The 20930-nt window shown below is 37.6% G+C and carries 20 protein-coding genes and 1 tRNA gene; 15 read left to right on the top strand and 6 right to left on the bottom strand.

Annotation, left to right across the window (positions count from 1 at the left end):
- The first annotated feature begins 1 nt into the window (after position 1).
- Complete coding sequence (locus tag REI64_RS13665) at positions 2 to 379, top strand: Hpt domain-containing protein (protein ID WP_308850695.1); 378 nt, start codon at positions 2 to 4, stop codon at positions 377 to 379.
- Positions 380 to 512: 133 nt separating this feature from the next.
- Here the strand turns inward: REI64_RS13665 and pssA are convergent, their stop codons facing one another.
- From pssA to REI64_RS13650, 3 genes are all read right to left on the bottom strand, one after another.
- Positions 513 to 1184, bottom strand: a complete 672-nt coding sequence (gene pssA / locus REI64_RS13660; RefSeq protein ID WP_308850694.1) for a CDP-diacylglycerol--serine O-phosphatidyltransferase — start codon at positions 1182 to 1184, stop codon at positions 513 to 515.
- A gap of 78 nt (positions 1185 to 1262) precedes the next feature.
- Complete coding sequence (gene rho / locus REI64_RS13655; RefSeq protein WP_308850693.1) at positions 1263 to 2987, bottom strand: transcription termination factor Rho; 1725 nt, start codon at positions 2985 to 2987, stop codon at positions 1263 to 1265.
- 284 nt (positions 2988 to 3271) lie between these two features.
- Positions 3272 to 4141, bottom strand: coding sequence for a mechanosensitive ion channel family protein (locus REI64_RS13650; protein ID WP_308850692.1), 870 nt, complete (start codon positions 4139 to 4141; stop codon positions 3272 to 3274).
- A 232-nt stretch (positions 4142 to 4373) separates the two neighbouring features.
- Between REI64_RS13650 and pyrF the strand changes: the two genes are divergently transcribed.
- From pyrF to REI64_RS13630, 4 genes are all read left to right on the top strand, one after another.
- Complete coding sequence (pyrF, locus tag REI64_RS13645) at positions 4374 to 5204, top strand: orotidine-5'-phosphate decarboxylase (protein WP_308850691.1); 831 nt, start codon at positions 4374 to 4376, stop codon at positions 5202 to 5204.
- Positions 5201 to 6100: an EamA family transporter gene (locus tag REI64_RS13640; protein ID WP_308850690.1), complete on the top strand. Its 900-nt coding sequence runs from the start codon at positions 5201 to 5203 to the stop codon at positions 6098 to 6100. The genes pyrF and REI64_RS13640 overlap by 4 nt, the downstream gene beginning before the upstream one ends.
- Positions 6101 to 6205: 105 nt before the next feature.
- Entirely contained in the window at positions 6206 to 7501 is a 1296-nt protein-coding gene (locus REI64_RS13635; protein WP_308850689.1) for a DUF2851 family protein, read from the top strand.
- Positions 7502 to 7841: 340 nt separating this feature from the next.
- Positions 7842 to 8060, top strand: a complete 219-nt coding sequence (locus REI64_RS13630; protein ID WP_308850688.1) for a PspC domain-containing protein — start codon at positions 7842 to 7844, stop codon at positions 8058 to 8060.
- A 74-nt stretch (positions 8061 to 8134) separates the two neighbouring features.
- Here the strand turns inward: REI64_RS13630 and REI64_RS13625 are convergent, their stop codons facing one another.
- A complete protein-coding gene (locus tag REI64_RS13625) occupies positions 8135 to 8791 on the bottom strand; it encodes an ankyrin repeat domain-containing protein (protein WP_308850687.1) in 657 nt (218 codons plus the stop codon).
- 540 nt (positions 8792 to 9331) lie between these two features.
- Between REI64_RS13625 and REI64_RS13620 the strand changes: the two genes are divergently transcribed.
- The 4 genes from REI64_RS13620 to REI64_RS13605 all read left to right on the top strand — a co-directional run bounded on the left by REI64_RS13620 (position 9332) and on the right by REI64_RS13605 (position 13653).
- Positions 9332 to 11959 (top strand): DNA translocase FtsK 4TM domain-containing protein, encoded by a 2628-nt coding sequence (locus REI64_RS13620; protein WP_308850686.1) that lies wholly within the window; start codon positions 9332 to 9334, stop codon positions 11957 to 11959.
- A 24-nt stretch (positions 11960 to 11983) separates the two neighbouring features.
- Positions 11984 to 12634, top strand: coding sequence for an outer membrane lipoprotein carrier protein LolA (locus REI64_RS13615; protein WP_308850685.1), 651 nt, complete (start codon positions 11984 to 11986; stop codon positions 12632 to 12634).
- A gap of 102 nt (positions 12635 to 12736) precedes the next feature.
- Positions 12737 to 13498 (top strand): MBL fold metallo-hydrolase, encoded by a 762-nt coding sequence (locus REI64_RS13610; protein WP_308850684.1) that lies wholly within the window; start codon positions 12737 to 12739, stop codon positions 13496 to 13498.
- Between the two features lie 71 nt (positions 13499 to 13569).
- A tRNA-Leu gene (locus REI64_RS13605) sits at positions 13570 to 13653 on the top strand.
- Between the two features lie 56 nt (positions 13654 to 13709).
- Here REI64_RS13605 and REI64_RS13600 read toward each other — a convergent pair.
- Positions 13710 to 14750, bottom strand: coding sequence for a hypothetical protein (locus tag REI64_RS13600; protein ID WP_308850683.1), 1041 nt, complete (start codon positions 14748 to 14750; stop codon positions 13710 to 13712).
- 275 nt (positions 14751 to 15025) lie between these two features.
- On the opposite strand from REI64_RS13600, the gene REI64_RS13595 reads away from it, so the two are divergent.
- The 3 genes from REI64_RS13595 (at position 15026) to REI64_RS13585 (ending at position 17883) form a co-directional block, all read left to right on the top strand.
- Positions 15026 to 15475 (top strand): PA2169 family four-helix-bundle protein, encoded by a 450-nt coding sequence (locus REI64_RS13595; RefSeq protein ID WP_308850682.1) that lies wholly within the window; start codon positions 15026 to 15028, stop codon positions 15473 to 15475.
- A gap of 74 nt (positions 15476 to 15549) precedes the next feature.
- Complete coding sequence (locus REI64_RS13590) at positions 15550 to 17283, top strand: FAD/NAD(P)-binding protein (RefSeq protein ID WP_308850681.1); 1734 nt, start codon at positions 15550 to 15552, stop codon at positions 17281 to 17283.
- 3 nt (positions 17284 to 17286) lie between these two features.
- Positions 17287 to 17883: a DUF1543 domain-containing protein gene (locus REI64_RS13585; protein WP_308850680.1), complete on the top strand. Its 597-nt coding sequence runs from the start codon at positions 17287 to 17289 to the stop codon at positions 17881 to 17883.
- 76 nt (positions 17884 to 17959) lie between these two features.
- Here REI64_RS13585 and REI64_RS13580 read toward each other — a convergent pair whose 3' ends face one another.
- Positions 17960 to 18256: a Dabb family protein gene (locus REI64_RS13580; RefSeq protein WP_308850679.1), complete on the bottom strand. Its 297-nt coding sequence runs from the start codon at positions 18254 to 18256 to the stop codon at positions 17960 to 17962.
- Between the two features lie 297 nt (positions 18257 to 18553).
- On the opposite strand from REI64_RS13580, the gene REI64_RS13575 reads away from it, so the two are divergent.
- The 3 genes from REI64_RS13575 (at position 18554) to REI64_RS13565 (ending at position 20920) form a co-directional block, all read left to right on the top strand.
- The gene (locus REI64_RS13575; protein ID WP_308850678.1) at positions 18554 to 18928 is read left to right on the top strand and encodes a hypothetical protein; all 375 of its coding nucleotides are present in this window, start codon (positions 18554 to 18556) and stop codon (positions 18926 to 18928) included.
- Positions 18929 to 19153: 225 nt separating this feature from the next.
- On the top strand, positions 19154 to 19507 hold the full coding sequence (locus tag REI64_RS13570) for a cation transporter (RefSeq protein WP_308850677.1): 354 nt from the start codon (positions 19154 to 19156) through the stop codon (positions 19505 to 19507).
- A gap of 129 nt (positions 19508 to 19636) precedes the next feature.
- Positions 19637 to 20920, top strand: coding sequence for an efflux RND transporter permease subunit (locus tag REI64_RS13565; protein WP_308850676.1), 1284 nt, complete (start codon positions 19637 to 19639; stop codon positions 20918 to 20920).
- Positions 20921 to 20930: the final 10 nt, after the last annotated feature.

The following is a 20930-nucleotide window of genomic DNA, read 5'->3' as shown; positions in this document are numbered from 1 at the left end:
GATGATCAACCCGGCGAAAAGTAAAGAAGATTTAGATTTATCATATTTGAGAGAGATGTCTGGCGATAGCGCAGAATTTATGATAGAAATGTTAGATACTTTGGTAGAACAGATACCTGTTTATTTAGACGACTTACAACGAGCGGTTGATGCAAAAGAGTGGAAAGCTGCGTCTGAATTTGCGCATAAGGTGAAACCGACATTTTATTATGTAGGTAGGGAAGATATTAGAGACTATATGCAGGTAATTGAGCGTAATGCTAAAGAGGAGGTGGATGTTGATAGCATTCCTTCAGCACTTGCAGAAATTAAAACTGAATTGAATGTTATTCTTCAGCAGGTGGCTAAATCTAAGGCTGAATTAGAAGCGCAGTTGTAAGCACTTTGCGTCATTGCGAGGAGGAACGACGAAGCAATCTTATAATGTCTTAAATTATGAATAGTTTTAGGATTGCTTTCCTTAAGGGTCGGGATAGACTGTACCTCGCAATGACGACCCGAAAACTATAAGCCTATTTTTTCCTAAAATAAACAAAAGACAACCCTATGTAAAGTAATAGTATTAGTGGTAATGCTACGAATTGTTGCCAAACAAAAAGAACTAGCGATAAAATCATAAATATAAACTTGATTTTGTTTTCGCTCCACTTTAAATTGCTAAATTTTATAGAGAATATCCTGATTTCGCTTACTAAGAGATAGCTACTTATCAGTGTAATTGCAGCTAAAACCATCCAATTTCCAATAATTTGAGGATGATAGTCTGCTACGTAAGGTAACGATACAATGAACAGTGTATTCATTGGGGTGTTTAAACCAATAAAATCAACTGTTTGACGAGTATCATTATTAAACTTAGCCAGCCTTAAAGCAGAAAATAAGGTGATGATGAAAGCGAAATAAGGTAGATATTCATGTGGTGCATTACTAGCCTTAAATAGATGATACATAATGGCGCCGGGCAGAAATCCGAAGCTAACTACATCTGCTAAAGAATCTAAATCCTTTCCAATGTTGTTTTTAATTTTCAGCGCTCTAGCAGCCATTCCATCAAAGAAATCAAATATTCCCGATAGGATTACAAAATAGGCAGCAGATTTTAAATCGCCGTTAAAACAAAATACAATACCTATACAGCCAGAGAACAGATTGGCGCAGGTTAAAGCATTAGGGAGGTTTAGCATTTGAATATAGTATTGCGTAAAGCGTAAAGCGTATTGCGATTAGTCTCAATAACGCAATACGCCAATCGCTAAACTAGTTTATCCGTTCATTCCCATAAGGAATTCTTCGTTGCTCTTAGTGCCTTTAATTTGGGCCTGTACCAGTTCCATAGCTTCCTGACTATTCATGTCGGCTAAGTGGTTACGTAATACCCATATACGCTGTAAGTTTTCTCTATCTAACAATAGATCGTCTCTACGTGTGCTAGATGCAGTAATATCAATTGCAGGGAAGATACGTTTGTTAGATAATTTACGATCTAATTGTAACTCCATGTTACCTGTACCTTTAAATTCTTCAAAAATTACTTCGTCCATTTTAGAGCCAGTTTCTGTTAAAGCTGTTGCTAAAATAGTTAAAGAACCACCTTTTTCGATGTTACGGGCAGCACCGAAGAAACGTTTTGGTTTGTGTAAGGCATTAGCATCTACACCACCCGAAAGAATTTTACCAGAAGCTGGAGCAGTTGTATTGTAAGCTCTCGCTAAACGTGTAATCGAATCTAACAAGATCACCACATCATGACCACATTCTACCAAACGTTTAGATTTTTCTAGAACAATATTCGCAATTTTTACGTGACGCTCAGCTGGCTCATCAAAAGTTGAAGAAACAACTTCTGCTCTTACACTACGAGCCATATCGGTAACCTCTTCCGGACGTTCATCAATTAATAAGATAATTAAATAAACCTCTGGATGGTTTTTAGCAATTGCGTTAGCAACTTCTTTTAATAAATTGGTTTTACCCGTTTTAGGCTGTGCTACAATTAAACCACGCTGACCTTTACCAATTGGGGTAAATAAGTCCATGATACGGGTAGAATAGTTGTTGCTTTCGGTGAAAAGGTTTAACTTTTCTGTAGGGAAAAGCGGTGTTAAGTAATCGAAAGGAACTCTATCTCTTACATCAGCAGGTACACGACCATTAATGCTGATTACTTTTACCAATGGAAAATATTTCTCGCCTTCTTTTGGTGGGCGAATACTTCCGTTAACGGTATCGCCAGTTTTTAAACCAAATAATTTGATTTGCGATTGCGATACATAAATATCATCAGGAGAAGACAAGTAATTGTAATCTGCCGAACGCAAGAAACCATAACCATCAGGCATAATTTCTAACACACCTTCGTTGGTAATTGTGTTGTCGAAATCTAAGTTAGAATAGCTTGTTTCATTTTGTTTATGGTTACCGCCACCATTATTGTTATTCTGGTTTTGGTTCTGATTTTGATTTTTCTGCTGACGGTTTTTATTTTCCTCTCTTTGTGGCTTTTCTTCTTGAGCAGGTTTATTTTCAACCACTATTACTTCGCTGCCTTCGTTAGCAGAAGCTTTATCTTTAGAAACGCGGTCTCTTTTAGATTTTTGGTTCTTTAATTTATCAGCAATGCTTTCTTGTTTTGAAAGGTCTTGGCCAGTTACTAAGGCAATCGCTTCAAAATCTGGTGAAGGAATTTCTATTTCTTCAGCCTTATCAAAAAGTGTAGGCTCTGGAGCTCTGTCTTCTTTTTTCTCTTCTGCAATAGGAGCAACTTCTTTTGGTATACGCGTTCTTTTTCTAGCAGGTTTTTCTGTAGAAGCTACCTCTGCTGCCGGCTCTGGTGTTACAGATGCTTTTGCAGTTTCAGTTTGTTTTTGAAGAATTTGTTCGATTAAGTCATTTTTGCGTAAATCGCCAGCATTATCAACACCATTCGCTTTTGCTAACTCACGCAGTTCGGCAGTTAGCTTTTCAGTTAGTTCTGTTTTACTAAACATTTATATTTTGTCGAGAATTTTATTTTTGAGTTTAACCAAATAGTACAACCAAAAAAGGGCTTAAAAGATTTAAGAAATTTTTCTTGCTAAGGTTTTTCGGGAGGTATTCAGATAAACGTTCTGAGAATTATGCCACAATTGTAGGGAATTGGATTTTAATCTGCAAGAGATTTCGAAAAAAAATAACTAAAAAGTTTGATTGCCAAATGAAATGTAATTTGAATTTATGTTAAAAGGTTATTTCCGTTGCTAAAATAACCTTCTTTTAAATTCTATAGCTAGCCTTAATTAGCTTTATTGATAATAACCCTTGTTGGAATTGGACCTGCAATTTCGTTTTGATCAAATGCTTTCTTCACCTTTTCCTGTACGCCAAAATATACGCTCCAATAGTCTGCTTGAGTAGTGTACGGGCGGATGGCCAAGGTAGTCATCCCATTACCAACATTTAATACGCTTACTTCGGGAGCTGGTGTTTCTAATACTTTGTCATGCTGTTTCATTGCCATAATTGCTACCTGCCTAGCTTTTTCTATATCTACATCTAACGCGATGGCTATAGTTAAATCTACTCGAAGATTACCATGAGTATTATAGTTTGTGATCACTCCTGTAGATAGTGCTCCATTTGGTAATATGATAGTTTTATTTTCGGGAGAAAGCACGGTGGTGTTAAAAATTCCGATTTCGGTGACGATACCAATTATACCTTGCGCCTCTATCATGTCATTAACTTTAAAGGGTTTGAAGATCATCAGCATTACGCCACCAGCAAGGTTGCCTAAAGATCCATTGAGTGCCGCACCAATTGCCAGCCCCGCACCGGCCAATAATGCCGCGAAGCTAGTAATGTTTACGCCCAACATCCCCACGATAGCTAAGAACATCATTACCGTTAGCATTACTTTGATTACAGATACTAAGAATTTTTGTAATGAAATATCGAAACCACGAAGTGACATCATCTTTCTGGATAAGCTAGCGATACGGCCGATAATCCATTGACCAATAAGATAAACCAAGATAGCACCTAGTACTTTCGGAGCATAATCTAAAGCCATATTTTTAATTTTGTCTAGCCAAACTTGGCTGCTATCTAAAACCTTGTTAGAATTTGCCAGTAAGTTAGTGTCTATTTGCAATAGTAATTTCATAGGAGATATTGTTTTAGGGTAGATAATTAGATGTAAATTAATTCATTGACGAAAGTAGAAAACAAAAAAACAATAAGGGATATACTAGAATGAAAATCCTAAACCTTATAGTTGTAAAATAATAATGTTCTAAAAGTGATTTGTATATCGAAATAACTAAAATCCCAAAAAATATATAGTCTTTTGTCCTTTAAATCCCCATCTTTGCACATCCTTTAAATTCTTATCAGAAATGAACAAGCAGCAGCTTTTTAAACAAATTCAACTAAAAAAATCATTCTTATGTATAGGCTTAGATCCCGTTTTAGATAAACTGCCTAAGCATTTATTAAAATATGAAGATCCAATTCTTGAATTTAACAAACAGCTGATTGATGCAACACATGATCTTTGTGTAGCTTATAAACCTAATACAGCATTTTATGAAACTCGCGGTGTAAAAGGTTGGGATACCTTGGTAAAAACTTGGAAGCATTTCCCGAAAGATGTATTTACTATTGCTGATGCAAAACGTGGTGATATTGGTAACACGTCTGCAATGTATGCAGAAGCTTTTTTTAAAGAAGAAAGTTCTGAGATGAGTTTCGACTCGGTAACGGTAGCGCCTTACATGGGAAAAGATTCTGTTTCTCCTTTTTTAGCTTACGAAGATAAATGGGTAATTCTTTTGGCATTGACCTCAAATGCCGGAAGCCAGGATTTTCAGGCTAAGCAAAGTGATAACCAAAAATTGTATGAGCAGGTAATCACCACTTCTCAGAAATGGGCAGATGCTAATCAAATGATGTATGTAGTTGGTGCCACTAAACCAGAAGAGTTTCAAAATATCCGCAGTTTGGCACCCGATAATTTCTTGCTAGTACCAGGTGTTGGTGCACAAGGAGGCAGTTTAAGTGCGGTTTGCGAGCATGGCTTAAATAGCGAATGCGGTTTATTGGTAAATGCCGCCCGTAGCATTATCTATGCAAGCAATGGCGAAGATTTTGCAGAAAAAGCAAGAGAAGAAGCCTTGGCCTTACAGCAAGAAATGGAGCAGATTTTGAAGGCTGCCAATTTGATATGAAGCCGAAAAAAGACGTCAAGTTAATTGTTGCGTTATTTGCTATCGCAATAGTTTGGGGTACAACCTATTTGGGCATCAGAATAGCGGTACATACCATTCCGGCTTGGTTTGTAGCGGGTTTACGCCAAGTTGTTGCTTCTTCTTTATTATTGGGCATTCTACTTTATAGAAGAGAATTTAAGTGGATAGGCTGGAAAAGTCTTGGGCGACAAATTCTTGTTGCCAGTTTAATGATTATCATTGCTAACGGAATGACAACCGTGGCGGAAGAAACCATTCCTAGTGGGTTAACATCTTTATTAACTGCACTTTCGCCAATTGTAGTGTTTTTAGGGAGTTTGGTTTTCGGATTACAGAAACCTAGTTTAAAAGGGTTTGTTGGAGTGATTATCGGCTTTAGTGGTGTAGCATTTATATTTAGGGATGGTATTGGCGATATTCTTGACCCGAATTACAAAACTGGAATTACTTATTTAGCCATTGCCATATTGGGTTGGGCGGCTGGTACAATCTACACAAAGAAATATACTCATAAAAGCAGTAATATTTTTCTCGATCTATTCTACCAATTTGCTTATGCTGCGGTTGCACAATTAATTATTGCGGCTGTAGTTTCTCCAAATACAAGTTTTAATGATTGGAGCTTAGAAAGTTTAGGAGCTATAGTTTATTTGGGCGTTTTTGGTTCGGTGGTTGGTTTCTTTTGTTATAACTATGCCTTAAAGAAGGTTAGTGCTACAGAGGTTTCTATTCTTTCTTATTTCAATACCATTATTGCTATTTTTCTCGGTTGGTTGGTACTAAACGAAACCGTTACTTACGATTTATTGATTGCTACCGTGTTGATTATTCTTGGCGTGTTTATTACCAACTATAAAAAGAAGGAAGTAAAATAAATTGATATGGACTTACGAAGTTTCGCAAATTTCGTAAGTCTTAATTATTTCACATCTAATAGTTTTAGAAAAGCTGATTGAAGCAATTTATTGCTAAATTCAACCATGCGCTTCCCCGAAGAATTTTTACATTTTGTTTGGCAGTTTCGGTTGTACGATGTCCTGCAGCTGCAAACTGTTGATGGAAAACCTTTGAAAATTCTTAATTGTGGTTTTCCGAATAAACACGCAGGACCAGATTTTACCACAGCCAAAGTCATTATAGATGAAACCACTTGGGTAGGGCAGGTAGAAGTACATTTAAAATCTTCAGATTGGAATGCCCACCAGCATCAAACCGATAGTGCTTATGAGAATGTTATTTTGCATGTGGTTTGGGAGCACGATACCGAAATTTTAACCAAGGATGGTACAGTACTGCCTACATTGGTGTTAAATGGCAAGATTAAGGAATACCTATTTGAGAACTATCAAAATCTTTTTCAGTCGGCAGCCAGTTTTCCCTGCGAAAACCAGTTGAAAGATATAGATGGATTTGTGATTAATAGCTTCCTTTCGAGGATTTTGGTAGAGCGTTTAGAGCAAAAATCTGAGGAGGTTTTTGAACGTTTGGAGCAGCTAAACGGTAATTGGGATGAGAGCTTTTATCATTTTATGGCAAAAAACTTCGGTTTTAAAGTTAATTCCCTCCCAATGCAGGTGCTCGCTCAAAGTTTGCCCCAAACACTTTTTGCCAAACATAAAGATCAGCCTCTGCAAATAGAAGCTTTAATTTTTGGGCAGGCCGGCTTCTTAAATCAAAGTTTTGATGACCATTATCCCAATCAATTAAAAACCGAGTATGCTTTTTTACAGAAGAAATATGGTTTAGCTGCCGTTGATATTTCACTTTGGAAGTTCTTAAGAATGCGCCCACAAAATTTCCCGACTTTACGATTGGCACAATTTGCAGCACTGATAGTTAAATCGAGCCATTTATTTTCTAAAGTACTGGAAGTTAAAAATGTGAAGGAATTACATTTGCTATTCGATGAGCTGCCCGTAAATCCATTTTGGGAAACACATTATCCCTTTAATAAGGAAGCTGAGAAGGTAAATACAACGTTGGGCAGAAGCTCTATCGATAATATCTTAATCAATACAGTTAGCTTGTTCCTATTTGCTTATGGAAAATACACCGGACAAGCTAACTTCCAAACTAGAGCGTTTTATCTATTGGAAAGTATAGCAGCAGAGAAAAATAATATCATCTCTCAATATTTAGATGCAGGCGCAGTAGTAGAAAACGCTTATCAAACACAAGCCTTTTTACAGTTGCGTAAAAGTTATTGCAATGAGAAAAGATGTTTGAATTGTGGGATAGGCTTAAAGATTTTAAAGAAAGTTGATTTAAAACCGTGAAGAAGTTAAGGGAATTGAAACCTGAGTGCATCTTAATTAATGTATTTTGGGTGTTAACCCGTCATTGCGAGGCACGAAGCAATCCTACAACTATGGTTGAGCCACAAAACTTACGCTTTAAGATTGCTTCGTGCCTCGCAATGACGATTTTTTTTTTTTTTTTTGAGCTAAAAGCAAATAACATATTGATAATCAGTATTAAATATTCCAAACTCACGTTAGTTGCTTAATATTTAAATTACCAATACTGAAATTTAATCTGTTCGTGGCTAAACCAAAAATTAATAAATGTGTTGTTTATCTATTAATTTTGTAAATTAGATTAAAATCAACGTAGAAGATGTTTCAGCGTATAGTTACTTTTTTCGAACAACGTAGTTTTGGCGTATCTGAGTATTTAGCTAATAAATTAGATATGAGCACAAATAAAGTTAGGTTATTCTTTATCTATTCGTCTTTTTTGGCTGTAGGGTTTCCTATTCTTTTTTACGTATTGGCGGCTATTGTGTTAGATATAAGAAGCTATATGAAACGGGTAAGGTCTAAAATTTGGGAATAAACCCCTAAATCCCCTAAAGGGGACTTTTATTATAGTTCGATAGAAAGGCAAGTCCCCTTTAGGGGATTTAGGGGTTAATCGTCGTCTCTCAAAATCTCAGCAATTTCTGCAAAACCTTTTTCTGCAGCTAAATCTGCAGGTAGTTTACCACCTTCCATGCGTAGTGTTACTTCAGCGCCGTGCTCTAGCAGCAAGATAATCATTTCGATATTACCCAATTGTGCAGCGCTATGCAAAGGAGCTACGCCAGATTTTTGACAAACATTTGGGTAGGCTCCTGCATCTAGCAACATTTTAACAATGCCATAATTATTGTTGGCTACTGCAGAATGAATTGGGAATACATTAAATCCGTTTTTGCTAGGTAAATTCACCTCAGCACCCTTCAGTACCAAAAAGCGGGCAATTTCTTCGTGCCCAAAATAGCAGGCTAGGCCTAGTGGTGTAAAACCATCGGCAGAATATTCGTTAACAGCACGTGGATCTTTGAAAACTAAAAGGGTTACTTCGTCAAACTTACCAATAGCACAGGCATCAAAAATGGTCAGTTCGGGCATAAATTCGGCAATGGCATTGGCAATATCCATTTTTTTATAGTAGCATGCCAACAACATCGGCGAAATTTGATGTGATGTAGTTTGTGTAGCTAATTGCGGTTTTTGCGACAATAAGGCCACTATTTCATCTAACTGATTATTCTCTATGAGCGTTTCTAGCTGCGTAATATCCATTTTTAAATTAGTTTTCGCTAATAGGTTAAATTAACGAAATTAAATTAACATTTAGAAAATAGCTAACAAATAAGGCTTAGCCACAGCACTTGTCCCGAGTGAGGGATGCACAGATTTTGCTATTAAGCCAATCAATTTAAAATTTAATCAAAATCTGTGCATCTGTGGCTAATCGTAATTCAATAAAAATTCTGGCAAAGTTCAGTTGGCGGGGACGCCAACTGTTGAAATGCTGACGTTGGTGTGAAGCAAACTAATAACGTTCTTACGTTGCGTCCTCGCCAACGAATAGTTTACATTAAATTTAAATCCGTGTATTTGTGGCTAATCATAATAAAACAAAAAATCCTGCACAGTTGTCACTCCGCAGGATTAAACTAAAATAAAAAACCTATACAATAATTAATTGCTTATGTAGTTTCAGACTATGAAGCTTGCAAAAGGTTTAATGCCAAATCAAATAGGAGTAGCTAAATGAACAGTGCAGTAAAAGAATTTAAACAGTTTCTTATATTTGTTCATTAAAATTTAAACGATACGATGTCGGTAAGGGGAAATTCATTCAAATCCAATTCTTTTAAACAAAATGCGGAGCCAACTAAAGGTGGGCAAAAGACCAGCCCGAGAGAACCTCGCATAAAAGCCGAGTATCTGCCAACATTTAATCTTCAAGATGGGCGACTGGTAAAAATTATCGGTCTGTTTTTCGTCATTCTTTCTATTTACTTTTTGGTTGCTTTTACCTCATATATCTTTACTTGGGAAGAAGACCAAAGCTATGTAATTGATGCTAATGGCGGCTGGAGTAATCTTTTCAAAAGTATCGAAGAATTAAAGCAAAGTGGGGTAGAAGACCCAGTTGTACAGAACTGGTTGGGTAAAGTTGGTGCTTTATTATCGCACCAGTTTATTTACGAATGGTTTGGTGTGGCCTCTTTCCTTTTTGTGTTTGTATTTTTTGTGATCGGATACAGAATGCTTTTTAAAGTGAAGATTTTTCCAGTGGAGAAAGTATTGGCCTACAGTTTCTTTTTCCTATTATTTATCTCGCTTGCTTTTGGTTTCGGTCATTCATTTTTTGCAAAAACACCTCACTTTTTAGAAGGTGAGTTTGGTTACTGGACTAATAAGTTGTTAGAAGTACAAATAGGCAGAACGGGAGTTGGAGGGTTGTTAGTTTTTTTAGGTTTATCTGTGCTTATTGTAGCTTATAATATCGATTTTAAATTTCCTGAGAAGCAGCCTGCACCAAATCCGAGACGGATTATAGATCCAGAAATGCCTGAAAATAATGAGCTTGAGGAAGAGGAGGAAGAAATTGTTGGTCCTGTTGATTTTAGCATCAATGACAAATACAAAAATCAGCAGAAGCAAGAGCAAAATATTGTTTTAACGCCAAGCAGGTTTGAAAGAAACGAGCCCGAAGAAGAAAAGACATCACTTCCTTTAGGAACAAACATTTTGTTGACACCAACGGTTGCAGCGCCAATAGCTGCGGCTGCAGTTGCCGAAACTTTAGCTCCGGTAATGCCTATGGAAATTACTCCTGCTCCGAAGGCAGAAGAAAGAGTAGCTGAGAAGGTAGAAGAGCCAGCGTTTACTATCGAAAAAACGGAAGAGGAGGTGAAATCTGACGAGCTGGTAGAGCAGTTTGGTAATTACGATCCAACTTTAGATTTGTCGGGTTACAAATATCCTCACTTAGATTTAATGGAGAATTACGGAACCAATAAAATTTCTGTAAATTCTGATGAGCTGGAAGCTAACAAAAACAAAATTGTAGAGACTTTAAATCACTACAATATCGAAATTGATAAAATTAAAGCGACTATAGGTCCAACCGTAACGCTTTATGAGATTATTCCAGCGCCAGGTGTTCGTATTTCTAAGATTAAAAACTTAGAAGATGATATTGCTTTAAGTTTGGCGGCACTAGGTATTCGTATCATTGCACCAATGCCAGGTAAAGGTACCATTGGTATTGAGGTGCCAAATTCGCATCCAGAAATGGTAGCTATGCGAAGCGTACTCAGCACTGAAAAGTGGGCTGCAAATACCATGGATTTGCCTATTGCTTTGGGTAAAACAATTAGTAACGAAGTTTACATTGCCGATTTGGCCAAAATGCCTCACTTATTAGTAGCTGGAGCAACTGGCCAAGGTAAATCGGTGGGCATTAACTCTATTTTGGTTTCACTACTTTACAAAAAACACCCTTCGCAGTTGAAGTTTGTACTAGTAGATCCAAAAAAGGTAGAATTAACTTTGTTCAACAAAATCGAGCGTCACTTCTTAGCCAAATTGCCAGGTGGCGAAGACGCCATCATTACCGATACCAAAAAGGTAGTGCACACTTTAAATTCACTTTGTATCGAGATGGATCAGCGTTACGATCTGTTGAAAGATGCAATGGTGAGGAACTTGAAAGAATACAACGAAAAATTCATCAAGCGTAAGCTAAACCCAAATAATGGTCACCGTTTCTTACCTTATATCGTTTTAGTGGTAGATGAGTTTGCCGATTTGATCATGACGGCTGGTAAAGAGGTAGAAACCCCAATTGCCCGTTTAGCACAATTAGCCCGTGCCATCGGTATTCACTTGGTTTTAGCTACCCAACGTCCGTCGGTAAACGTAATTACAGGTACTATTAAGGCAAACTTCCCTGCCAGATTGGCGTTTAGGGTGTTGTCGAAAATAGATTCACGTACCATTTTAGACAGCGGCGGTGCAGATCAGTTAATTGGTAGGGGCGATATGCTTTTAGCCACTGGCAGTGACTTGATTAGGCTACAGTGTGCCTTTGTAGATACACCAGAGGTGGATAGGATTTCTGACTTCATCGGGAACCAACGCGGCTATCCAGATGCTTATTTACTGCCAGAATACATTGATGAAAATGGTGAAGGAAGCACAAAAGACTTTGATCCGGATGATAAAGATCCATTATTTGAAGATGCAGCAAGGCTGATTGTAATGCATCAACAAGGCTCTACTTCATTAATTCAACGTAAAATGAAGTTAGGATACAACAGAGCTGGTAGAATCATCGATCAATTGGAAGGGGCTGGTATCGTTGGACCATTTGAAGGTAGTAAAGCTCGTGAAGTTTTAATTCCAGATGAATATGCTTTGGAACAGTTCTTGAGTAACCTGAACAATAAATAGAAAAGAACTTAAGATTAAAATAACATGAAGAGAGTAATATTAGCGTTTTTAGCACTAGGCATTTTTGGTTCGGTAGCTTCGGCACAAACAGATCCTAAAGCTAAAGCAATTTTAGCCGAAGTAAGTAAGAAATACCGTTCGTACGATGTAGTAAAGACAGATTTTACTTTTACCTTGGATAATAAACAAGCAAAAGTTAAAGAAACGCAACAAGGTACTTTATATGTAAAAGCGAATGCTAATAAATATAAAGTAGCTATGACCAATCAAGAGCTAATTAGTGATGGTAAAGTGCAATGGACTTATTTAAAAAACGATAAGGAGGTACAAGTTTCCAATGTAGATCCGAGTGGTGAAGCATTAAATCCAGCAAAGATCTTTACTATTTACGAAAAAGGCTTCAAATATATTTACACTGGCGAGCAAAAAGTTGGAAATAAGGTTTATCAAATGATCGATTTATCTCCCACAGATGCTAAGAAGAATGTATTTAAAGTTCGTTTAAGTGTTGATAAAGTTGCTAAGCAAATTGCCAACATTGTGGTGTTTGAGAAAAATGGTAATACTTATACTTATAATGTAAAGACATTTTCTCCTAATGTAAAAGTGCCAGATGCTACTTTTGCGTTTGATGCAAAGAAATATCCAGGTGTAGAAGTAGTAGACTTACGTTAACAACAGATTAATAAAATTAATTATACATCAAAAAGGGTTTAGGCTATTAGCTTAAGCCCTTTTTTATTAGATTTGGAATTCATCAAATTCATTTACTCTATTTTGAAAGTAACTTTTTTAGGTACGGGTACATCGCAAGGCATTCCAGTAATAGGGTGTGGCTGTGTAGTGTGTAAATCTGCCGATAAAAAAGATAAACGGTTAAGGGTTTCTGTCTGGATACAAACTGATGATAAAAGTATCGTGATAGATAGCGGTCCAGATTTTCGTTACCAAATGTTAAGGGCCGGAGTAGATGATTTGGATGCCATATTATACACTCACGAACATAAAGATCACGTAGCAGGTTTAGATGATATTCGACCTTTTAATTACATCCTTAAAAAGCGGATAGATATTTACGCAACGGAGAGAGTTCAGGAAGCTTTACGACGGGAGTTTCAATATATTTTTGCAGATGTAAAATACCATGGCTTGCCACAGATTAACTTGTATACAATTACTGATGAAAACTTTAATGTAGGCCATATTGAAGTTGTACCTTTTGAAGTAATGCACTATAAACTCCCTATTTTAGGTTATCGAATTGGCGATTTTACATATATAACGGATGCGAAAACCATTACTGAAGCTTCTCTAGAAAAGATAAGGGGTACAAAGGTGCTAGTGTTAAATGCTTTGCAGAAGGAAAGTCATATTTCTCATTTAACCTTCGACGAGGCGATTGCAATGGCAGAAAAAGTAGGAGCGGAGATGACTTATTTTACGCACATTAGCCATAATTTAGGCTTGCATGAAGAGATAAATAAAGAATTACCCGCTACTATCCAGTTAGCTTATGATGGACTTACAATTGACTTGTAAATAGTATTATCAAAAACAATTGAACAATACAGCAATTTATCAATTCAAATGATATATTTGCAGCACAAAATACCCGGGTGGCGAAATTGGTAGACGCACCATCTTGAGGGGGTGGCGCTGGCAACGGCGTGGCAGTTCGAATCTGCTTCCGGGTACTTTAAAACCAAAGAATTTATTTGTAGCTGTCACACGCTGGAGCTTTTTAAACTATTCAGTAAGCTCTACTAAATTCCATCTTGCAGAGTGGGTCATGAACTTGTAAATAAAACTGCATCTTTCCATCGTCTATTAACCAAACTGAAGTATAAAATGTATCTTCGAATAAACTAGTAGACGGGAGTACCTCAGCAAAGAACACGGCTGTTCCGTTTTGGTCAATTTTGGATATCATCAGTTTCTTGTTAGAATCGTTGATTATAGCCAATTTCGCTGCTTTGTTGGATTTGCCAGAAGGTGTGCCTTTAGCAACAAGATGAGATTTTTTTTCGATGAGACCACTTTCTAATTTTCCACTATAGATCGAATCCAGTAGAGAATATCCCTTTGGGTCGTATTTCCTCAACCATGCTCTACCAGGACTAGACATTCTGTTGGGTAGCATATCGCCATGGGCGCCAAAATACCAACTGGAAAGTTCAGCCCAGTATTCCTGTGCGTTAGAGGCCGCATATACTCCTTTCCAAAGACCGCTGCCAATAGAAGTTTTATATTGATGTACAATCTTTTGCCGGAGATTGCTGTCTATTCCAAAATCCATAAAAGTATGTGCAAACTCATGAACAAATATGTCGTATCCTGCGTATTGGTCCAAGGGTAGTTTTAATAGATTTTCCTCTCCACAAGAAGCATAAATACCACCCATTCCTCTTGTTCGCTTATCTATATCAGTAGTTATTCCATGGTCTTGATAAGATACTCCTTTCATATGTCTAAACTCTGGGAGATCAGATGTCTGTTCATTTTTTCCTATAATATGAAATTCTGCACCATTGGTGATCAAATTTTTTCTAACATTTTCAGTATACTTCAGCATCATTGTCATCTTTTCCGATGCAACAATTAAAGCACTGTCACTAACAGCTATCGATGAACGTATAGGAATACTTTCGTTATAAAGAAGTTTAGCATAAAACTGCTGGTATGCTGGGCTTATTTTGCGGATCGTATCAATTTGTGTTTCCTGTGCAAATAAAACTGTGGTTGTTTTTAAATATAAAAAACTTAGTAGAACGTGTTTTAATGTAATGCGCATAGAGAATGTAAAATATGAAATTAAATATATATTGGAGAATACAGTGTATTAAAAATCACTTTGTTTCATTTCGATTGCTTTACATTAGCATTAGTTTAGCCTAGTTTTTGTAAATCATTTGGTAGCTTAACTATCAGCTTCCTACTGAACCTATCAAAGTAATTTTTTTCGCATACTACCTGAAACAAAACTCATACTACCGTGTTCTATTGGTCAAAATCCAGTAATTAATATTGGTTGAATAACCAATTTTTAGAACTAAAACGTATAAATATATGTCAACAACAAATCAGGTGCTCAACGAGCTAATAGAGATTAATAATGATAGAATTGCAGGTTTTGAAAAAGCGTTAGCAGATATTAACGATGAAAACATTGATCTAAAAGCGTTATTTCAAGAATATGCTACGCAAAGCCGTAAATTTAGTCAAGAACTAACTGCTTTGGTAGCGGTAAGGGCTGGCGAACCAGAAACTGGAAACAGTGTTGCGGGCACTTTGCACAGAGTATGGATTGATGTAAAAGCATTGTTTGGCGGTTCTGATAGAGAGAGTATTCTTTCGGAAGCAGAAAGAGGAGAGGATGCCATAAAAAAGGCTTATAAAACTGCGCTAACCGAAGGTGGTTTGCAGGGCGAGGTATTGGAAACTGTTTCTAAGCAGTCGCAAGATATTTTAGCAGCTCACGACAGCATCAAGGCTTTAAGAGACGCAGCAAAGTTGTAATTAGAAATAAATATTTAGGTAGCCACCTCATTTGAGGTGGCTTCTTTTTGCAATATGATGCTAAAAAATAACTTATGATCCAGAACGAAGCGGCAGTAAATGAGGTAGCCATCATAGGTGGTGGCCCTAGTGGGCTGTTCATGTTAAAAAAATTGATTGACGAAGGCAGCAAGCTTGCGGTACATATTTTTGAGAAGAGCCAACAGCTAGGTGCGGGAATGCCCTATAGCACGCAGGGGGCTAATGAGGAGCATGTTACTAATGTCTCAGCTAACGAAATTCCGAAACTAGAGCAATCAATTACTGAGTGGATTGTAAAAGTACACCCAGATACGCTTGCCCGTTTCAGTATTGATTTAGACCGCTTCCACGAATATCAGGTTTTACCCAGATTACTTTTCGGACAATATCTTTCCGATCAGTTTCGTTTACTTCAAAAAAAAGCAATCGAAGCTGGCATAGCTCTTCAAGTAACTTATGGGGTAGAAGTGGTTGATATCTTAGATATACCTAATGTTGAGCAAGTAGAACTCAAGTTTGCTGATGGACAGAAAATTAGATTTGAAAGGGTTATTCTTTGCACCGGACATTTTTGGCCTAAGCAACACGAAGGCAAGATCCCTGGCTATTTCGATTCCCCTTATCCGCCAGTAAAATTAAAGCAAATATTTAACCACGCTGTAGCCATACGTGGTGCTTCGTTAACTGCAATTGATGCTCTGCGCACTTTAGCTAGGCAACATGGTCATTATGAGCGATCTGCCGACGGTGTGCTTCAATACATGCGTAATAAAGAGAATGCTGACTTTAGCATAGTGATGCATTCAAGGGAGGGGCTTCTTCCGGGCATACGTTTTCATTTGGATGAGCCCATATTGGGGAAGGATAGTTTATTTGATTTGGATGAAATTCATAAGATAAGAGAAGATAATGAAGGCTTTGTACCGCTTGATTTGGTTTTTGAAGAAAAATTTAAGAAGCCATTGGCAGAGGTAGATCCTGAGTTTTATAATAAAATTGCTTCGTTAAATATTGAAGAATTTATAGATCGGATGATGTCGTTGCGGGAAAGGTTAGACCCTTTTCAACTTTTTAGGGCCGAATATAAAGAAGCGGCAAAATCCATCCGCCAACATAAATCTGTGCATTGGAAAGAAATGCTCTGCGGTTTAAGTTACACCTTAAATTATCCAGCTAAATACTTTTCTGCCGAAGACATGATTAGACTGAAACGCACACTCATGCCACTAATTTCGCTAATCATTGCTTTTGTACCGCAAAGTTCGGCCGAAGAACTGTTAGCGCTACACGATGCAAGCGTCTTAGAGTTGATAGCTGTTGGCAATTCGAGTGAAGTAAGGCCGCTTGAAGAAGGTGGTATTGAATATGATATTGAGGATGGAAATGGGGTTAATAAAACCACCCGTTATCTCACATTTATTGATTGCATCGGTCAACCTCACTTGTCTTTCGATGCGATACCTCATGCAGGTTTAAAGGAAAATCACACTGTTGCTCCGGCAAGGCTTTCATTCCGAAATCAAGAATTGGCAGTAAAAATGGCTTCCGAAAATCAAGATATTGAATTAGATCACCAAGGTAACTACTATCTTAGGGTTCCAGGCTTGGCAATTAACGATTGCTTCCAAGTGGTAGACCATTATTTTGCGCTAAACCCCAGGATTTATGTAATGGCCGTGCCGTTTATTGGCGGATACAATCCAGATTATTCTGGCTTAGATTTCTGTGAAACTGCCGCTACTAGAATTGCAGTAGCGCTAAGGGCGGCTAATGACAACCAAAATTAAGTAATGCAAGTGACTGAACATGAAAACTCCACAATAACGCTGAAGCTGTACATGGTACTATTAGGCTCAAAGGCCGAAGGAAGAAATGTAGAACAGCACGATTTTTTCTTTGGGGTGGCAAGCTCCTTGGCTGAGCTGGTGCCTCAGTTGTATGCTTTTTGGCCCGAAGCAGGGAAAAGTTTGCATATTGATGGTTGGCGAGAAGTTACAGCTGTTGAGGGTTATAAAGTAGACGTTTACCTTAAAATGGGAGATGATCCTATCCCAGAACAAAGGTTGTTTTTTATCAATCTAGGTGGTTATACTGCTGGTAGATTAGAAGAGCAACATCATACGCTATTATCTGTATGTGCCGATAAAGCCGAAGCAACGCAACAAGCTAAAAAAGCGACGTTTTTTAAACAAGCATCTGTTGTAGGTGTAAAAGGAGCCAATGCACACATTGATGAGAAATACGGCATTGATGTCGATGAGATCCATCGCATTGAGGATATTTGGCATCCTCAATTGGTTCAAAATTATGGTATAAGGCTTATGAAAGCAGAGAATTTAGCAGCCGATAAAATACACTTAGGTTATTTTCGGTTAGATAGGCTCTGAGTTTCTTATATAAAAACGCTTAATAAGGATACAGATTGGATGAAAAATGCCGAAGTCCGTACTTCGGCATTCTTTTTTACTGTGTGTCATAAATCACCACCTTTTCAAAGAAAATTCTAAATTCTTCTAGAAATGCTTTATGGATGGGATGAACTTGATAAACATCATGAGCCGCCAAATCTTCAAAAAATAGAATTAAGCTAAAAGTGTAAGTTGTATCAACTACTGCACGCTCAATTGGCGCAGGCGTGCCTATGTGAAAGTTTTTTACAACTTCAATATTTTCTAAACTTTTTAATCCTCCTAAAAACGCTTCTTTTTGAGCTTCAGTGGTATCGGCTTTTAACCAAAATAATACGTGGTGTGCAATCATTGTGTTTTTTTATGGCGAAGATAGATATTTTGGTTAACTGTTTGTTTTTAGGGTTAACTGTTTAAATCGGTTAATTGGTTAATTGAATTTACATGCATCTATTTTGCCTCTTAATGATTAACCGTATTACAAAGTCGATTAACCAATTCAAACAGTTAACCGATTAACCTTTTTAAAGCGATTAACCGATTCTACGATTAACCATCATTATATAACAAACTCAAAAAATTATATAAAACACATTTCATTTTTTTTCTCCATCTTTGTTTTGCAATGAAGAAATTCTTTTTAACACTTATGGCATTTTTCTATCTGGCAGTGGCCAGTGGAGCTGGAGTGAATCTTCATTATTGCATGGGCGAACTCGTAGATTGGAGTTTAACCGATAGCGAAAAACATGCTTGCGATTTCTGCGGCATGGATAAAACGAAATCTTCCGAGAAATCTTGTTGCAAAGATGTGCAACATCAAGCTAAGGTAGATCAGGCTCAAAAAGCAAACGTACAGATTTTTAAATTCGAGCAATCAGTTTTTGTAATTCCTCAGGTAAAACCTTTGGAAGGTTATCTGCTGCCAGTTGCCAAAGTTATTTATCAAGAGGCTAGAAGTAATGCGCCTCCATTAGGGCAACGAACCCCTATTTTTATCAAAAACTGTACTTACAGAATATAATACCCTCTTTCTTTTCTGCGTGCCGTCATTTCGACGACCGTCGGGAGGAGAAATCTTTTCGTTAGTTTATTAATGAGTTAGATTTCTCACATGCGTTCGAAATGATGTGACGCATAATCCCAACTGGCTTTTTAGCCAAAAAAACAATCCAAATCTTATTTATTTAACTCGTTGCTGGTAAGGTCCGCTTTGCGGGAATTCTTGCTGTCAACACAATTTAAAATTATGAAATCATTAAAAATGATTGCTATTGTAGCATTCACTATGTTAGGTACTGCTGCTTTTGCACAAACAAAAACTGACAAAATTAAAGTATTAGGTAACTGCGGTATGTGTAAAAGCCGTATCGAAAAAGGTCTGAAAAGCGATTCTTCTATCACATCAGCAGAGTGGGACAAAACCACAAAATTTTTGACCGTTAGCTACGATAAAAAGAAATTAGACGAAAAAGCAATCCATCAAAAAGTAGCTGCTTTAGGTCATGATACCGATAAAGCAAAAACTACTGATGAAGTATACGCGAAGTTGCCAGGTTGCTGCAAATACGACCGTACAGGTAAGACAGAGAAAGCGCACTAGCTACCAAATTTCGTCATTGCGAGGCACGAAGCAATCTTACGACGTTGTGAGTTAATTGCTTTAAGATTGCTTCGTGCCTCGCAATGACGATGATGTTTAGAAGAAAAGAAAGAGGGTAATAATTTTCAAATGGTACATCAGATTATTGATTGGTCTATGCGCAACCGATTTATCGTGTTGGTGTTGGCCATAGGGATATTTGTTTGGGGCATTTTTGCGGTAAAGAAAAATCCGATAGATGCTATTCCAGACTTGTCCGAAAACCAAGTAATTGTGTTCACAGAGTGGATGGGACGTTCGCCTCAGCTGATAGAGGACCAAATAACCTATCCCTTGGTAACGAACTTACAGGGTATTCCTAAAATTAAATATGTGCGTGGTTCTTCCATGTTTGGGATGAGCTTTATCTATGTTATTTTTGAGGATGATGTAGATGTGTATTGGGCTAGAGAACGGGTGTTGGAACGAATTAGCACGATTTCTAAAACGCTGCCTGATGATGCTACGCCACAGCTTGGTCCAGACGGAACGGGTGTTGGGCATGTATTGTGGTATACTTTAGATGCGCCAGATGTAGATTTGGGAGAACAACGTGCTATTCAAGATTGGTACGTGAAGTTTGCTTTGCAGCAAGTGCCTGGCGTAAGTGAAATTGCTTCCTTTGGCGGTTTCCAAAAGCAGTATCAAATAGCGATAGACCCGAATAAGCTGCTGTTTTACAAACTGACGGTGCCTCAGGTAATTTCATCGGTCAGAAGTAACAACAACGAAGCTGGTGGACGGAAGTTTGAAATGAGCGATATCGGTTACATCATCAAAACTTCGGGCTACTTAAAATCGATAGACGAAATCGCTAACATTCCTATTAAAAATCAAAATGGTACACCTATTCGCATTGCGGATGTGGCTACCGTACAAATGACTGGCGAAACTCGTTTAGGAATTTTTGACCAAGACGGCGAAGGCGAACGAGTAGGTGGAATTGTAGTAATGCGCTACGGCGAAAATGCTGCAGATGTGATTGATAAGGTAAAGGCTAAAATGACTGAAGTAGCGAAAGGTTTGCCAAAAGGAGTAAAGTTCGATATTGTTTACGACCGTGGTGAGCTGATTAAAGAGTCGGTAGATAGCATCAAGAACACTTTAATTGAAGAGATGATTGTGGTTTCGTTAATCGTGATTATTTTCTTGTTCCACTGGCGAAGTGCGGTGAGTATCATTATTCAAATTCCAATTACCATTGCGGCTAGTTTTATTCTGTTAAATGCGTTTGGGATTAGTTCGAATATCATGTCGTTAACGGGTATTGCCTTGGCTATTGGTGTAATTGTGGATAATGGGATTATCATGAGCGAGAATGCGTATAAACATTTGTCGGAACGGTATGAACAGGTGGTAGGGAAGAAAGAGTAAGAAGCTGAAA

The sequence above is a fragment of the Pedobacter sp. genome (genome assembly GCF_031119335.1).
GTDB lineage: Bacteria > Bacteroidota > Bacteroidia > Sphingobacteriales > Sphingobacteriaceae > Pedobacter.
This window is presented reverse-complemented; position numbering and strand designations above follow the sequence as displayed.

Excerpts from the sequence above, each read along its gene's own strand:
- REI64_RS13635 (WP_308850689.1), top strand. The coding sequence starts at position 6,206 with ATGCGCTTCCCCGAAGAATTTTTACATTTTGTTTGGCAGTTTCGGTTG.
- REI64_RS13630 (WP_308850688.1), top strand. The coding sequence starts at position 7,842 with ATGTTTCAGCGTATAGTTACTTTTTTCGAACAACGTAGTTTTGGCGTA.
- REI64_RS13600 (WP_308850683.1), bottom strand. The coding sequence starts at position 14,750 with ATGCGCATTACATTAAAACACGTTCTACTAAGTTTTTTATATTTAAAA.
- pyrF (WP_308850691.1), top strand. The coding sequence starts at position 4,374 with ATGAACAAGCAGCAGCTTTTTAAACAAATTCAACTAAAAAAATCATTC.
- REI64_RS13625 (WP_308850687.1), bottom strand. The coding sequence starts at position 8,791 with ATGGATATTACGCAGCTAGAAACGCTCATAGAGAATAATCAGTTAGAT.
- REI64_RS13615 (WP_308850685.1), top strand. The coding sequence starts at position 11,984 with ATGAAGAGAGTAATATTAGCGTTTTTAGCACTAGGCATTTTTGGTTCG.
- REI64_RS13575 (WP_308850678.1), top strand. The coding sequence starts at position 18,554 with ATGGCATTTTTCTATCTGGCAGTGGCCAGTGGAGCTGGAGTGAATCTT.
- REI64_RS13565 (WP_308850676.1), top strand. The coding sequence starts at position 19,637 with ATGGTACATCAGATTATTGATTGGTCTATGCGCAACCGATTTATCGTG.
- REI64_RS13570 (WP_308850677.1), top strand. The coding sequence starts at position 19,154 with ATGAAATCATTAAAAATGATTGCTATTGTAGCATTCACTATGTTAGGT.
- REI64_RS13580 (WP_308850679.1), bottom strand. The coding sequence starts at position 18,256 with ATGATTGCACACCACGTATTATTTTGGTTAAAAGCCGATACCACTGAA.
- REI64_RS13665 (WP_308850695.1), top strand. The coding sequence starts at position 2 with ATGATCAACCCGGCGAAAAGTAAAGAAGATTTAGATTTATCATATTTG.
- REI64_RS13585 (WP_308850680.1), top strand. The coding sequence starts at position 17,287 with ATGCAAGTGACTGAACATGAAAACTCCACAATAACGCTGAAGCTGTAC.
- REI64_RS13620 (WP_308850686.1), top strand. The coding sequence starts at position 9,332 with ATGTCGGTAAGGGGAAATTCATTCAAATCCAATTCTTTTAAACAAAAT.
- REI64_RS13595 (WP_308850682.1), top strand. The coding sequence starts at position 15,026 with ATGTCAACAACAAATCAGGTGCTCAACGAGCTAATAGAGATTAATAAT.
- rho (WP_308850693.1), bottom strand. The coding sequence starts at position 2,987 with ATGTTTAGTAAAACAGAACTAACTGAAAAGCTAACTGCCGAACTGCGT.
- REI64_RS13650 (WP_308850692.1), bottom strand. The coding sequence starts at position 4,141 with ATGAAATTACTATTGCAAATAGACACTAACTTACTGGCAAATTCTAAC.
- pssA (WP_308850694.1), bottom strand. The coding sequence starts at position 1,184 with ATGCTAAACCTCCCTAATGCTTTAACCTGCGCCAATCTGTTCTCTGGC.
- REI64_RS13640 (WP_308850690.1), top strand. The coding sequence starts at position 5,201 with ATGAAGCCGAAAAAAGACGTCAAGTTAATTGTTGCGTTATTTGCTATC.
- REI64_RS13590 (WP_308850681.1), top strand. The coding sequence starts at position 15,550 with ATGATCCAGAACGAAGCGGCAGTAAATGAGGTAGCCATCATAGGTGGT.